The organism is Streptococcus sanguinis (assembly GCF_020729765.1).
Taxonomy (GTDB): Bacteria; Bacillota; Bacilli; order Lactobacillales; family Streptococcaceae; genus Streptococcus; species Streptococcus sanguinis_Q.
Map to the genome: position 1 here is coordinate 1 of NZ_JAJEPD010000080.1, position 13,548 is coordinate 13,548.

The 13,548-nt window shown below is 42.4% G+C and carries 16 protein-coding genes; 2 read left to right on the top strand and 14 right to left on the bottom strand.

What is annotated here, in order from left to right; genetic code table 11:
- A partial coding sequence (locus K4H96_RS10565; RefSeq protein WP_227956515.1) for a tyrosine-type recombinase/integrase occupies positions 1-383 on the top strand: 383 nt, incomplete at its 5' end.
- 472 nt (positions 384-855) lie between these two features.
- Here the strand turns inward: K4H96_RS10565 and K4H96_RS10570 are convergent.
- The 9 genes from K4H96_RS10570 to rlmB form a co-directional block, all read right to left on the bottom strand.
- Complete coding sequence (locus K4H96_RS10570; RefSeq protein WP_000126416.1) at positions 856-1,905, bottom strand: DUF389 domain-containing protein; 1,050 nt, start codon at positions 1,903-1,905, stop codon at positions 856-858.
- Entirely contained in the window at positions 1,902-2,225 is a 324-nt protein-coding gene (locus K4H96_RS10575) for a potassium channel family protein (RefSeq protein WP_000825751.1), read from the bottom strand. The genes K4H96_RS10570 and K4H96_RS10575 overlap by 4 nt, the downstream gene beginning before the upstream one ends.
- Complete coding sequence (locus K4H96_RS10580) at positions 2,222-2,581, bottom strand: hypothetical protein (RefSeq protein ID WP_000397555.1); 360 nt, start codon at positions 2,579-2,581, stop codon at positions 2,222-2,224. The genes K4H96_RS10575 and K4H96_RS10580 overlap by 4 nt, the downstream gene beginning before the upstream one ends.
- On the bottom strand, positions 2,506-2,808 hold the full coding sequence (locus tag K4H96_RS10585; protein ID WP_227956517.1) for a TMEM175 family protein: 303 nt from the start codon (positions 2,806-2,808) through the stop codon (positions 2,506-2,508). Before K4H96_RS10585 ends, K4H96_RS10580 begins: the two co-directional genes overlap by 76 nt.
- A gap of 353 nt (positions 2,809-3,161) precedes the next feature.
- On the bottom strand, positions 3,162-3,554 hold the full coding sequence (gene rpsI, locus K4H96_RS10590) for a 30S ribosomal protein S9 (RefSeq protein ID WP_002902303.1): 393 nt from the start codon (positions 3,552-3,554) through the stop codon (positions 3,162-3,164).
- Between the two features lie 19 nt (positions 3,555-3,573).
- Complete coding sequence (gene rplM / locus K4H96_RS10595) at positions 3,574-4,020, bottom strand: 50S ribosomal protein L13 (protein ID WP_002893769.1); 447 nt, start codon at positions 4,018-4,020, stop codon at positions 3,574-3,576.
- A gap of 179 nt (positions 4,021-4,199) precedes the next feature.
- Positions 4,200-5,063 (bottom strand): DegV family protein, encoded by an 864-nt coding sequence (locus K4H96_RS10600; protein ID WP_223337647.1) that lies wholly within the window; start codon positions 5,061-5,063, stop codon positions 4,200-4,202.
- Positions 5,053-5,574 (bottom strand): NYN domain-containing protein, encoded by a 522-nt coding sequence (locus K4H96_RS10605; protein WP_223337648.1) that lies wholly within the window; start codon positions 5,572-5,574, stop codon positions 5,053-5,055. Before K4H96_RS10605 ends, K4H96_RS10600 begins: the two co-directional genes overlap by 11 nt.
- Positions 5,571-6,299 (bottom strand): 23S rRNA (guanosine(2251)-2'-O)-methyltransferase RlmB, encoded by a 729-nt coding sequence (gene rlmB / locus K4H96_RS10610; RefSeq protein ID WP_223337649.1) that lies wholly within the window; start codon positions 6,297-6,299, stop codon positions 5,571-5,573. The genes K4H96_RS10605 and rlmB overlap by 4 nt, the downstream gene beginning before the upstream one ends.
- 152 nt (positions 6,300-6,451) lie before the next feature.
- Here rlmB and K4H96_RS10615 point away from each other — a divergent pair, with 152 nt between their 5' ends.
- Positions 6,452-7,414 carry an aromatic acid exporter family protein gene (locus tag K4H96_RS10615; protein ID WP_223337650.1) on the top strand — a complete coding sequence of 321 codons (963 nt, stop codon included), beginning with the start codon at positions 6,452-6,454 and terminating at the stop codon, positions 7,412-7,414.
- 67 nt (positions 7,415-7,481) lie between these two features.
- On the opposite strand, the gene K4H96_RS10620 is transcribed toward K4H96_RS10615, so the two are convergent.
- From K4H96_RS10620 to cysS, 5 genes are all read right to left on the bottom strand, one after another.
- Entirely contained in the window at positions 7,482-9,329 is a 1,848-nt protein-coding gene (locus K4H96_RS10620; RefSeq protein ID WP_223337651.1) for an APC family permease, read from the bottom strand.
- A 376-nt stretch (positions 9,330-9,705) separates the two neighbouring features.
- A complete protein-coding gene (locus K4H96_RS10625; protein WP_045634339.1) occupies positions 9,706-10,836 on the bottom strand; it encodes an ABC transporter ATP-binding protein in 1,131 nt (376 codons plus the stop codon).
- A gap of 108 nt (positions 10,837-10,944) precedes the next feature.
- Positions 10,945-11,820: a helix-turn-helix domain-containing protein gene (locus K4H96_RS10630; RefSeq protein ID WP_223337652.1), complete on the bottom strand. Its 876-nt coding sequence runs from the start codon at positions 11,818-11,820 to the stop codon at positions 10,945-10,947.
- Positions 11,807-12,211 carry a Mini-ribonuclease 3 gene (locus tag K4H96_RS10635; RefSeq protein WP_223337653.1) on the bottom strand — a complete coding sequence of 135 codons (405 nt, stop codon included), beginning with the start codon at positions 12,209-12,211 and terminating at the stop codon, positions 11,807-11,809. Before K4H96_RS10635 ends, K4H96_RS10630 begins: the two co-directional genes overlap by 14 nt.
- The gene (gene cysS / locus K4H96_RS10640; protein WP_032913663.1) at positions 12,204-13,547 is read right to left on the bottom strand and encodes a cysteine--tRNA ligase; all 1,344 of its coding nucleotides are present in this window, start codon (positions 13,545-13,547) and stop codon (positions 12,204-12,206) included. Before cysS ends, K4H96_RS10635 begins: the two co-directional genes overlap by 8 nt.
- Position 13,548 lies beyond the last annotated feature (1 nt).

Below are 13,548 nucleotides of genomic sequence, written 5' to 3' on the forward strand. Positions count from 1 at the left end.
CTAATGACTTACTTCAACTCCTTACCTCTTGGAAAGAACAACAAAAATATGAACTGGCAAAGTTTGGCATCATCAGTAATCCAGAACAATTTGTTTTTACATATATCGACACAAAAGGAAACATCAATAAGCCTTTACACGCTGACTATCTAAACAATAAAATGAAAAGTATTAGAAAGCGACACAAAAAGCTGACACATGCTACACCTCATAAACTGCGACACACAGGAGCGACACTTGCTAAACAAGCAGGAATGAGCTTAGAAGCCATTTCCGAAGCTCTGACTCATAGTGACACTGGAACAACTCAGATTTATGTCAATACTTCTAATGTAGTTCCTATGGCAGTTGGTGAGTTCGCCTTAAAATCTCTGAAACAATAAGGTAAAAATAAGGTGAACTTTGAGGTAAACTTTTCAAAAAATCGCTAAAAAAGCACCCATGAGGTAAACTCTTGAGTGCTTTGAAACGTTGATATAATCGTATTGATTAACGTTTAGAGAATTGTGATGCTTTACGAGCTTTCTTAAGACCTGGTTTGGAAAGTATGAATTTCAGTTGGACTAAAAACAGCGTAATATCAAGACTTTTCTCCGCTTTTATAAAAGCTTTTTTCCAATCAAATTCAACTAATTTTATCCGAATGGTGTGGATTTTACCCCCAAAATTACAGAGAATGGAGCTGATAAACACTAAACGTTCACACCATTAGTTAAATGATTTTTTGTTCATCATTTTTCTTAGATGATAGAACTTCTAATTTATTTCTTATTCAAGCAAAAACAACCTGCTATAAGTAAGAAAGAGGAAGATACAAGAAAAACACGGCGTAAAAACCGATTCAGTTCATTGTCCTCAATCCTTGTCTGCTTCATTTTCTTTTACGAGATCGTTTTGTGAATCTTTTTCAGAGAGTTTTTGATCAATATACTTGTCAATGTTTTCATAAAATTCCTTGGTCGCTTCACTATCTAATGTTGGCGAGTTCTGAACTTGATTCACTTTCAATTGAACAGATTGAATACCGTAAGAGGCTTGTTTTTGGTGGAGTGTTTCTAATTCTTCTTCTGAAATCGGATCTCCAACAACCGTCAAGACCAATTCATTGTTACTTGACTTGTAGACTTGATTAATAACCGTATAATTGGCGAACTCTTTTCCTACAAACTGTTTGATCCCTTCTTTGCGCGCTTGTTCTATTGTCAGAGTAACTGCCGAATAGCTAGCTGGAAGAATCAACAATACAATCAAAGATATCAAGCCAATTCTCATTTTAATGCTCAGCTCTTTAAATGAAGTTAAAGGAGATTTTCTCATCAAAATTCTTGTTCCAACAATGTTGGCTAGCATGATAAAGACACAGTTGATCAAGAAAAGATAGAGAGCCCCCAATAAAAATCGTACATTCCCATTAGCTAAACCATAGCCAGCAGTACAGATAGGCGGCATCAGAGCTGTAGCAATGGCTACTCCTGGCACGATATTGTTTGCTTCTTTTTTCCTTGAACCGATCACACCAGCAATCCCACCAGCAATAGCAATGAGGACATCCCAAATGGTTGGAGAGGTTCGTGCAATCAACTCGCTACTTGCATAAGACAAGGGAGAAATCCAGAAATACAGAGTCGAGACAAGCAAACTGACCAACACTTGAGTCAATAAAACCTCTAGAGATTGCTTGATTAAACGCGTATCAAAAATAGCTAAACCGAATCCCAGTCCAACAATCGGTGTCATGAGAGGTGAAATCAACATGGCTCCTATAATGACAGCTGTTGAATTCATATTTAGTCCGATAGAGGCAATAAAAATTGCACACATCAAAATCGCTGTATCTCTCAATCGAACATGAAGGTCATCGTATAATTTCTCACGGTATTCCCGTGTTGAATAATTGGCAGTCATTTGTCCTCTCCTCTTTCCTTATTTAAATTGGTATAATAATTAAAAATAACAGCTGATAAACAGCCAAAAAATATGAGCCCATAAATCGTCAAGAAGACACTGGTAATCCTTCCAATCAAGGTCACAGCTAGGAGATCCCCGTAGCCGACAGTCGTCGAAGTCACAAAAGCATACCAAAGACCGTCTCCGTAATTTGTGATAGCAGGTTCAACTAGGAAAAGCACGCCTCCTGACCCAAAAACAAAGGTCACAAAACTCAGAGCAAACCGAGTAAAACCCGTAACCTGCATAATATGCCATAACATTTTTAAACGTTTCATTTGTTCTCCTTATTCATACTAGCTCCTGACCGAGCCGTTTTTTTCCAATAATCAAAGTGAAGATAGGACATGATCTCCATCAGAGAAAGATAGACAAACTGATAGATCTGATTTAAGCTGATTATCAACTGATATTGTTTGAAAAATGACTGGAAGAAAGACCAGATATGACTGTCTTGAATCAGTCCCTTCTTAATATCAGACAGGATATTAGCTAAAGCTCCCAAGGACTGAAACGGTAAATCCTTGACATTTATATAGATCCGGTCCACCACATCATTCAGACTGGTATCTTGGATGGCATGAAATTCTCCAAAGAGAACTCCTGCCGCTCCAAGAGTAGAAACAAATTCCACCAAATAATTTCTGAGGAAATTTTCTCAASCTTTTCCCATAATGTGTTTAGTGCCATCCATAACGATCCCAACCAGAAAAAGGAAAGAAAACAAGCAAAGAAATTTTGCCGTAAATCCCAAAAAGCTTCAAGACTTGGTGTTGTTGGTTTTTCTAACTCTAARACCAAGATGGTCATAATAATTGCTAGAACAGCATCTGTCAATACAATTAATCTGTCTTTCTTCATCGGATTGCATCCCCTTTCTTTTTTGTAACATTCTATCTTATCGCATAATATTGGATATTCTTTCATAATCCGACTACAAACAAAAATAAACCAAAAAGTATGTCCCTATTATACTATATTTAACTCTAGAAGTATTCATCCATCTAATTAATAAATATATCATATTTCACAATAAGTGAATACTATCAAAGATTCATCCCCTTTCACTTCATCATGTAGTGTTGCTTAGATTTATCAAAAACAACCAAATTTGTATTAATTTCAAGTATCACCTAGTTACAAAAATTTGGGGTGAACAGAAAAAGCATCCCGTATTTTTGATACGAAATGCTTTCAATAAGTTTAAATAAGTTTTAACGTTTACTAAATTGTGATGCTTTACGAGCTTTTTTCAAGCCTGGTTTCTTACGTTCTACCATACGAGCATCACGAGTAAGAAGTCCAGCGCGTTTCAATGAATCGCGGAAGTCTGGGTCTACTTGAAGAAGGGCACGAGCAATACCGTGACGGATTGCACCTGATTGACCAGCGTAGCCACCACCATCAACGTTTACGAAAACGTCGTATTGACCAACAGTTGAAGTAACTGCGAATGGTTGGTTGATAACCAAACGAAGGTCTGCGTGTGGGATGTACTCTTCAACATCTTTTTTGTTTACAGTGATTTTACCAGTTCCTGGAACAAGGCGAACGCGTGCAACAGCGTTTTTACGACGTCCAGTACCTGCATATTGTGCTTGTGACATAGCTTATTTGTTCCTTTCCTTAGATAAGTCCTGAAATATCAAGAACTTCTGGTTGTTGTGCAGCGTGAGTGTGCTCAGCGCCTACAAATACTTTCAGCTTCATACCTTGAGCGCGGCCAAGAGTATTGTGCGGAAGCATACCTTTAACAGATTTTTCGATCAAACGAACAGCGTTCTTAGAGCGAAGCTCACCTGCTGAGATTTGTTTCAATCCACCTGGGTACATAGAGTGAGTGTAGTAGATCTTATCAGTCGCTTTTTTACCAGTCAATTTTACTTTTTCAGCGTTGATAACGATTACGAAGTCACCTGTATCAGTGTGTGGTGTAAAGGTTGGTTTGTTTTTTCCACGAAGTACGCTTGCTACAACAGCAGAAAGGCGTCCAAGAGGGACATCAGTAGCGTCCACTACATACCATTTGCGTTCAACTTCACCTGGCTTAGCCATGTATGTTGTTTTGTTCATGATTTCTCCTATGAATATCGTTTTTGTTTACAGGGCGGATGTTCCGGTCCGCGAGTTATTTGAAAGGTTCCGGGGCCTTACAAATGGGGTAAACAATACCGCCTACTATCATATCAAAAATAGTAGGCAAAAGCAATAGATTTGAAGCAATTATTTATGAAATAGCGATTTCATTTTTCTTAGTCTTGAATGTCTTGGGCGATACTAAAGAGTCCCAAAGTTCCAGGACCAGTATGGGTGGAAATGACAGGTCCCAGAGGCATGAGGAGAACTTCCTCTACTTGGTCGCTTTCCAGCAGCTGGGCTTTTAGACTCTCAGCAATCTCTTTGGCACCTGCATAGGCGATGACCACCCGCGGGTCAGCAACTCCTTCCAGAGTCATGCGGACTACTTCTGCCTGCGCCTTCTTCTTTCCGCGAACTTTAGCGACAGAGTCCAGGGTTCCATCTCCCTTAACAGCGATAATCGGCTTGATATTGACCAAGCTCCCCATAAGCGCAGCAGTCTTGGAAATCCGACCGCCCCGCATGAGGTGATTGAGGTCATCAACCAGAAAATAAGTCTTGACCTTAGGTACCAAGCTCTCAATCAAGTCTGCTGTCTGCTCCAAGGTCTGGCCTGCAGCTCTAGCTTCTGCCGCCTTCATGACTAAAAGTCCTTCCCCCATAGAAGCCGCCTTGGTATCAATGATGCGAATCAGTGCATCCGGAAAATCTTCCAAGACTATCTCCCGTGCCATGACTGCACTCTGATAAGTACCCGATAGGGCCGAAGCAAAGGCTACATAGAGAACTGGTGCCCCTTCCTTGGCATAGCTGCGAAAGACATCTTCAAACTGGCCGACATTAATCTGGCTGGTAGTCGGCTTGCTGCCGGACTCCATCTTAGCCAGAAGTTCTTGGCTGGTCAGCTTGCCTGCACCAACTGTCTCATAGGTTTGACCATCCAGCTGAATGGTCAGGCCTAGGACCTGCACATCATTTTCCTGAGTCCAGTTTTCTGGCAGGTCTGCTGTTGAATCGGTTAAAATTTTAAAGGTCATCTTTTTTCTCCATCAGTTTTTGTAAATCGCGCAAAGATTGGCTGTCCATCGGTCGCAAGGGCGGTCTTTGCAGGTTGATTTGTCCGCTCAGTTTATTGAGGTCTGATTTGGTAACAGCCACTCGCTTCTCTAGCTCTCTAGCAGACACTCTCAAAGCTCCTTGGGCGAAGACAGTCCACTGCTCATTGAGATCGCTGGTCGCAACCGACACCTGATTTTTGGGTGTGTTGAGCTCAGCTGCCAAGCGCTCGATATAGTCATCTGCCGTTTCCTCCTCTTCAGTGAAAACGACCGTCACATTAAACTCCTCGTAGGTCTGCCGAACTCCCGGCATATACTGGGCATCGAAGACGCAGATAACTTCCAGTCCTTCAAAGCTGGCATAATTGCTGAGCTTCTGGAGCAGAATCGTTCGTGCGGCATCTAGTTCTCCGCGGTTAAAGTAAGGACGAGTTTCCCGCCAAAAGGCCGTCATATTGTAGCCGTCCACCAGTAAGATTTTTCTTTTCATAGGCGATTGCGAAAGACTTCATACATGAGAATAGCTGCTGCGACGCTGGCATTGAGGCTTTGGACATGGCCATTCATGGGAATGGAAATCATCTCGTCTACTTGCTTTTTAATATTGATGGAGATTCCCTTACCTTCGTTGCCGATGATGAGAGCCAGCTTGCCTGCTGTATTCCACTTATGAGAAGGCGTCCCCTGCATATCTGTACCGAAAATCCAGAAACCAGCTTCCTTGAGCTTGTCCAGAGTCTGGCTGAGATTAGTCACACGGGCAATAGGAATATGCTCAATGGCACCCGTTGAAGTCTTGGCCACGACTGGTGTCACACCGACTGCCCGGTGCTTAGGAATGATGACTCCCGCTACATTGGTCGCGTCAGCCGTCCGTAAGATAGAGCCCAGATTATGCGGGTCAGTCAGCCCATCCAAAATCAGCAAGAGCGGATTGTCTTCCTGCTCTGCTTTTTTCAACAGCACCTCGAAGTCAGTATAGGCGAACTCCGCCACCCGCAGGACAAACCCCTGGTGAACTGCTCCGTCAGTCATTTCCTGCAAGGTTTTCTTAGGCGTCCATGAGATAGAAACCTTCTTTTCCGCTGCTAAATCTTTGATTTTATCGACCTTTTTGCCACGCAGGTCGTCCTGAATGTAGAGTTTATTTCCAGTGTTAGCCGCGAGAGCCTCTGTCACCGCATGCACACCGTAGACAATATCGTTTTTTTCCATAGGACTAGTATAACACAAAGGCGAAAAAATGGCGGCAGGATTTACTCGGGCGAGACAGAATTCTGCTCTGATAAAAAGCAATCAACAGCTCCCAAGATTCCCCGCCAGTCGTGCTATAATAGAAAGAAGTCTAAAAAAGGAAACTCTTACTCATGTCTCTCCTCCAACGCACCATCAAGCTGGTACTGGCTACCTGTTTAGCTGCTTGGCTAGCTGACTTTTTAGGTCTGGCCTACTCAACTTCAGCTGGAATTATTGCCATTCTCAGCGTGACCGATACCCGCCGCAGTACTGCAAAGCTAGCTGGCAATCGCTTTTTATCTACCCTGCTGGCTCTGGCTATCGGAAGCCTGGCTTTTCACTTTCTAGGTTTTCATCTCGGAGCATTGGCCATCTATATCGCGATCTATGTACCTCTGGCCTTTCGGCTTGGCTGGGAAATCGGCATTACCCCCAGTACCGTCCTGGTCACCCATCTGCTCTTAGAAAAATCCACCTCCTGGTCACTGCTTGGAAATGAGCTAGCTCTATTTCTTATTGGAACTGGCTTTGCTCTGCTAGCCAATCTCTATATGCCCTCGCGCCAGCAAGAGATTGACAGCTACCACGAGCAAGTGGAGGAACAGCTGAAAAAGATTCTCCTGCGTTTTGAATATTTCTTAAAATCTGGAGACGGCCGAAATGATGCAGCTCTGATCAAGGAGCTGGATAAGATTCTGCAACAGGCCTTGCAGCTGGTCTATCTGGACCACTCCAACCACCTCTTTCACCAGACCAACTACCATATTCACTATTTTGAAATGCGAAGAGCTCAGAATCGTATCTTGCTGGATATGGCCGGTAATATCAATACCTGCCGCCTAGCAGCTAGCGAAAGCTTCATATTGGCTAAACTCTTTTTAAAAACAGCCAAACAGTTAAGTCAAGCAAATCCAGGCCATGATTTGCTGGATGAAATCGAGGAATATCTGGCTGTCTTTCGAAAACGGCCACTTCCTAAAACTCGCCAGGAATTTGAAACCCGCGCTACGCTCCTTCAGCTCCTGCGGGACTTGGAGACCTTTATTGAGTTAAAGGTTGATTTTTATAGGAATTATCAAGAAGAAAGGAACTAACTCTTTCTACACAAAATAAAGAAGGAACCAAAAAAATTTGGTTCCTTTTTTACATTAAGAAAGTAGTTTATTCTTTTAAGTGATAAGAATAGCTTGCGACTACAACATCTTCGTACCACTTTAGATAATATTTCAATTTTAAACTCATTTGATTATGAAGGATATTTTGCCAGCTCTTTTTCGGGATAAACTGAGGAACCAAGACTGTCACTGTCCTTCCTTCTTTTTTAGCCCGCTTTGCTACCTTGATCACATACTGAACTGTTGGAGTAATGATATTGCGGTAGCTAGTCGTAACAGTCTCAAATCGAATATCAGGGAAATAGTCAGCAAATTCCTCTGCGACTTCAGCATCCTTTTTAGCAGTTTCAGTTGTTGAGACGTGCATTGCGACGACATCGTCACCAATACTGCGAGCATAGCTCATTGCTCCAACACTAACTCTGGTGACATTTCCGACTAGCACAATTACTGTATTGCCTGTATAATTCTGACGCTCGATATGTTCTTCTAATCTCAGCTGTCTTGCGACCCTGTTGTAGTGCTGTTTAATAGCTAAGAACAGCCAGGTCAAGACAATGATAATTGGAAAGAAAGGCCAAATATCGCCGAGACGGAATAAAAGTAAAATAAGAACAATCCCGTAGCAAATAACAGCTCCAAGAATATTCGCAATTGAATGCTTCAAGAAATCTTTTCCAAACTTTTTCTTCCAATGGACAACCATACCAGTTTGAGAGAGGGCGAAGGGCACAAATACACCAATGGTATACAGTGGGATTAAGCGCTCTGTGTTCCCTTTAAAAATCCACAAGAGAGCAATAGCCCCAAAGGCCAATGTAAAAATCCCATTAGAATAGCTTAGGCGATCTCCTTTTTCCATGTACATATGTGGCATATATTTATTTTTAGCCATATTGTAAGAAAGTACAGGGAAAGCCGAGAAACCTGTGTTGGCTGCAACTGCCAAAATCAAAGCTGTTGACAATTGAAAAACATAGAATAAGACACGACCAAGTGGAGAACTTCCCAAAATTGCCTGAGCCATCTGAGCCAAGGTAGTTACACCTTTGACAGGAACAATCCCAATCCAATAGTTCAAGAAAGTGATTCCTGCGAACATGATTCCTAGGATTAAAGCCATAATAGACAGGGTGCTTGCAGCATTGTGAGCCTTTGGCTTCTTGAAAAAAGGAACCGAATTAGATATGGCTTCCACTCCAGTCAAGGAAGCAGAACCACTGGTAAATGCTCGGAGCAATAAGATCAAACTTACTCCAGTAATAGAAGTGCCAATATGAGCAGTTGCGTGATATTCCAAGTTTCCCGTCATGATTTGCACAAAACCAAAACCAATCAACAATAACGTGCTGACAATAAAAAGATAGACAGGAATCATTAAGGAAGTCGCTGATTCTTTTAGCCCTCGTAAATTCATTAGCATCAATACGAGGACTAACAAGACCGAGATGTGTAAATTGTAAGGGTGTAAGACAGGAATAGCTGAGGTAATGGCATCCGCTCCAGAAGCAACTGAAACAGCTACAGTCAACATATAGTCTACCAGTAAACTTCCACCCGCAATTAAGCCTGCTGTTGGAGAAAGATTTTCTGTCGTTACCATATAAGCTCCTCCTCCTTGAGGGTAAGCATGGATAACCTGACGATAAGAAATGGTTAAACTAGCTAATAAAACCAATACAACAATTCCTATTGGAAGTGACCACCAAATAGCTCCGACAGACACAGAAGTTAAGACCAGAACTACCTGCTCTGGTCCATAAGCTATGGAAGATAAGGCGTCACTAGAGAGCATAGCCAAGGCCTGTAGTTTTGTCAATAAATGACCATCCTCTCCTTCTTTACCGGATTTTAATGGACGTCCAATAAAAAATCCTTTTAACTTGGAAAACATAAGTTCCTCCTCAATTAAAAAATAAGGGCTATTCTACTCTTTTTCAGAAAACATGTCAACAGTTTTCTGAAATTTTTTCTATTTTTAAGCAACTCTTCTTGTTCAACAATGTGAACTAGTAGCAATTAATAGATTGTGAGAAAGATTCAGTTATCCTTAAAGATGTGAAGTGGACCTCCTCATCTCTAATGAAATAACTTCGAAGGACAAAWTCATATTTCCCAAAGTTCATTTGCTATCACTTATAAAAATAATCTCTTCAACTATGAGGTTTTTGAGCCTATCAAGTATGGATTGATAAGTCTTAATAGAAAAAAACGAGCATGGATGTCCAAGCTCGTTTTTGATAACTAAATTTTCTTCATTGTAGAAAACATTAATAAACTGTTTTTTCAGTTTCTTTATCGAAGAAGTGCGCCTTGTTCAAATCAAAGCCAAGGTCAATTCCCTCACCTGTTTGCAAGTAGTCACGTGCATCTACTTTTGCGATAAATTCGTTTTTACCAACTTGGCAGTACAAGTGAGACTCTGAACCAAGCAACTCTGATACAGAGATTGTTGCGTGTACTACTGAGTCAGGGAAAGTTTCAAGGAAAGCAGGTTCTGTATTGATATCTTCTGGACGGATACCAAAAATCAATTCTTTACCTTCGTAGCCTTTTTCTTTCAGAACTTTCAAGATCCCTTCTGGCACTTTCAATCTCACACCTTCAGTAACGATCTCGTTGCCTTCAAGCTTCACATTGATGAAGTTCATAGCTGGACTTCCGATAAAGCCAGCAACAAATTTATTGACAGGGTGTTTGTAAAGTTCTTGTGGTGTACCAACTTGCTCTACGCGACCAATTGTACCAGTTCCTGATGGGTTCTTAGTTGCTGACATGATAACGATACGGTCAGCCAAAGTCATCGCTTCTGTTTGGTCGTGTGTTACGTAGATAGTTGTTGCTCCGATACGACGGTGGATTTTAGCGATTTCAGCACGCATGGATACACGAAGTTTTGCATCCAAGTTTGACAAAGGCTCGTCCATCAAGAATACTTTTGCATCGCGGACAATAGCACGTCCCATGGCAACACGTTGACGTTGACCACCAGAAAGGTCAGCTGGTTTACGGTCCAAGAATTCTTTCAATCCAAGAATTTCAGCAGCTTCTTGAACACGTTTGTCGATATCATCTTTGCTGTATTTACGCAATTTCAAACCAAAGGCCATGTTGTCGTATACAGTCATGTGAGGGTAAAGGGCATAGTTTTGGAAAACCATGGCAATATCACGGTCTTTTGGTGCCACATCGTTAACCACTCGACCATCGATTGAACATTCACCTTCTGTAATGTCTTCAAGTCCAGCAATCATACGAAGAGTTGTAGACTTACCACATCCTGAAGGTCCTACAAATACGATAAATTCTTTGTCTTGAATTTCTAAGTTGAAATCTTCAACAGAATAGTGTTCACTATTTGGATATTTCTTGTAAATATTTTTTAGGTTTAATTCTACCATGATAGGCTCCTTTTAAATTTATACTCTTATTATATTTGAAAGCGTTTTACAATGCTATGACAAACTGCCTAAAATAAAAAAAATGTTTTGTGCAGCCTGCACAAAACATCAAAATAAATCTTTCAAAATGATATGGTAACAAAGTGATAAATCCGTCAACTCTTTTAACTGCAAGCCTGTCAACTCCTCCCACTTATCCAAGCGATATTGGAGAGTATTCCGTTGAATATAAAGTTGCTGAGCCGCTTTGGTCACAACTGCTCCATTTTCCCACAAGGCTAAGATAATCTCGGTTAATTGCTCTTGCCCCTCTATAAGCTGATGTAGTTTTCTCTTCAGAGGAAGAAGAGTGTCCTTAGCCTCGTCTAAGCCCCATAAAAAGAGCTGGGAGAAGGACAAAACAAAAGAGTGCTGGTAACGATTCAACCATTGAGTGAAGAGGCTGTTCTCGGCTTGATAGAGTTGTGGCAACTCGTCTTTCACCGATCTGGGCCAGACTTGTCCAATCAAAACAGCCAAACGCAGGTTAAAGTCATATTCAACAGCTGACAAGACATCCCTCAGCAAATCTTTAACAGCCAACTGCTGCCCCTGATCAAGAACAAAAATATAGTCTTGCGGGCTGGTCTGAAAATAAGCGACTTTATTGGTCAAAAGAGTTCGCATCATGTCCAGCCAGGCTGAAATAGATTCTGTCTCATAATGAAAAAGGTGACAATGAATGAACTGTAGCGCCTCAACCTCATGGGGGAGCGTCTCTTCGGACTCAGGTACTAAATACCTATACCAGGGATTTTGTGAAAAAACGGACTCTTTTTCTGTCAGCAGAGCAAGCAGTTGCTGTTCTCGATCTGTTAAATCTTCTGTCGCCAAAACTAGCCAATGTTGCCGATCAAGACGAAGCGAGACTTTCTGGCTATCTTGACTGGGTTTATCTTGTAGACTAGCCTTTGGAAACAAAGCCAGCAGTTCATTTGTTTTCATGAGTAGCTTCCTCCACTCGTTTGACGCACCAGTCAATTAATTCTTCCAAGCGTTCGATTTCTTCCGTCATATGCAGGTAGCCCATAACCGCTTCAAAGCCGGTAGACATCCGGTAGGTGACGATATCTGTATTCTTAGCTTTGGTGTGGCTGTTGGCATTGCGGCCACGCTTGTAGATATCCTCTTCTTTCTCCGTCAGAATCCCTTCTTCCAGCATCAGAGAGATAAGATTAGCCTGAGCCTTGGCAGAAACGTACTTGGTCGCTTCCCTATGCAGCTGATTAGGCTTGGTCAGACCTTGAAAAATCAGGTGCCGCCGGATATACATGGAGTAGACAGCATCTCCCTCAAAGGCGAGGGCAATGCCGTTAATCAGGTTGACATCAGTCACGTGTCCACCTCACTCCGTCCTTAGTATCCAAAAGCTTGATTCCCTGAGCGGCCAATTCATCCCGAATACGGTCTGCAGTCGCAAAGTCTCGATTAGCCCGCGCCACTTGGCGTTCCTCGATCAAGCGCTCAATGTCCGCATCCAAAACTTCTTCTACAAAGACGATACCAAAAACTTCTAAGAGCTCGGCCAAGGCTGCCTTAACTTCAGCAGTGTAGTTGCCAGAGTTGATCCACTTGGCCAGCTCGAAGACAACCGTGATACCGTTGGCCGCATTGAAATCTTCGTCCATAGCGGCAGTGAATTTGTCCAGAAAGGCCTGAAACTGAGCAGAGTCTGCCTGACCCGTGAAAGGCTGATCATAGGTATTCTTCAAATACTTGAGATTGGTCGCTGCATCATGAACAGCTTTTTCCGTGAAATTGATCGGCTTACGATAATGCTGGGTAGCAAAGAAGAAACGCAGTACCTGACCGTCAATAGTCTTGAGGGCATCATGGACGGTGATAAAATTGCCTAGAGATTTGGACATCTTGACGTCATCGATGTTGACAAAGCCATTGTGCATCCAGTAGTTGGCAAAAGTCTGACCAGTCTTGGCCTCTGACTGGGCGATTTCATTGGTATGGTGAGGAAACTCTAGGTCTGCCCCTCCACCGTGGATATCAATGGTATCGCCCAAAATCTCCGTTGACATGACCGAGCACTCGATGTGCCAGCCCGGACGACCTGCTCCCCAAGGACTGTCCCAGGAAATCTCGCCCGGCTTAGCTGCCTTCCAGAGAGCAAAGTCCACTGGATTTTCCTTACGAGCAGTCTCCTCATCTGTCCGGCCAGAAGCACCCAACTCCAAGTCTGCCAAGGTTTTGTTGGCTAGTTTGGCATAATTGTGAGATTTTTCGACTCGGAAATAGACATCGCCCTCTGATTCATAGGCGTAGCCCTTGTCCACCAAAGTCTGCACAAAGTCAATAATTGCCTCCATAAAGTCAATCACGCGCGGATGCTGAGTAGCCGACTTGACTCCTAAGGCCGTCACATCCTCATGAAAAGCTGCGATATACTTGTCAGCCACTTCTTTGGGAGTAATGCCCTCTTTCTTAGCTCGATGGATAATCTTATCATCTACATCTGTAAAATTGGAAATATAATTGACCTCAAATCCCCGATACTCAAAATAGCGACGAACTGTGTCAAAAGCTACTGTTGAGCGGGCATTGCCGACATGGATATAGTTATAAACCGTCGGACCGCAGACATACATGCGAACCTTGCCCTCTTCAATGGGCACAAATTCACGTAGGCTGCGGGTCATGGTGTCGTAAATTTTAATCATG